Annotated in this window: 1 protein-coding gene; it reads right to left on the bottom strand. The window is 57.3% G+C overall.

From position 1 onward, the window contains the following. Nucleotides 1-190, bottom strand: a 190-nt coding sequence (locus EOD29_RS36590; RefSeq protein WP_206520532.1) for a hypothetical protein, incomplete at its 3' end; no start/stop codon positions are given. Nucleotides 191-293 lie beyond the last annotated feature (103 nt).

The raw sequence follows: 293 nt of genomic DNA, 5'->3' as shown, positions 1-293 counted from the left end.
CGGGTCCCTGCTGGTCGTCCCCAAGCAGATGAGCAAGCGGTGTGAGCGACAAAGCCCGCGAATGCGCGGAGCGCCAGTAAAGCGAGAATAATGAGTACGAAAACCCAATCAGCACAAGCGCTTCGGCCCAGAACGGAACAAAATGCCCACTTCGGCATTCTTCTGTCACCGAAAGAGGAGAAAGTACCATGACGTACGACCCCAATAATGCCAACGACCCGAACCGCCCGCTGAACCCAAATCTGGATCTGCGCACCACGCCGAGCGCGCGCAGCAGTAATACGTGGGTTGTC

Origin of the sequence: Mesorhizobium sp. M1A.T.Ca.IN.004.03.1.1, from assembly GCF_003997555.1 — a bacterium.
Taxonomy (GTDB): Bacteria; Pseudomonadota; Alphaproteobacteria; order Rhizobiales; family Rhizobiaceae; genus Mesorhizobium.
Note: the sequence above shows the minus strand (reverse complement) of the source record. Positions and strands in the feature narration are given on the sequence as shown.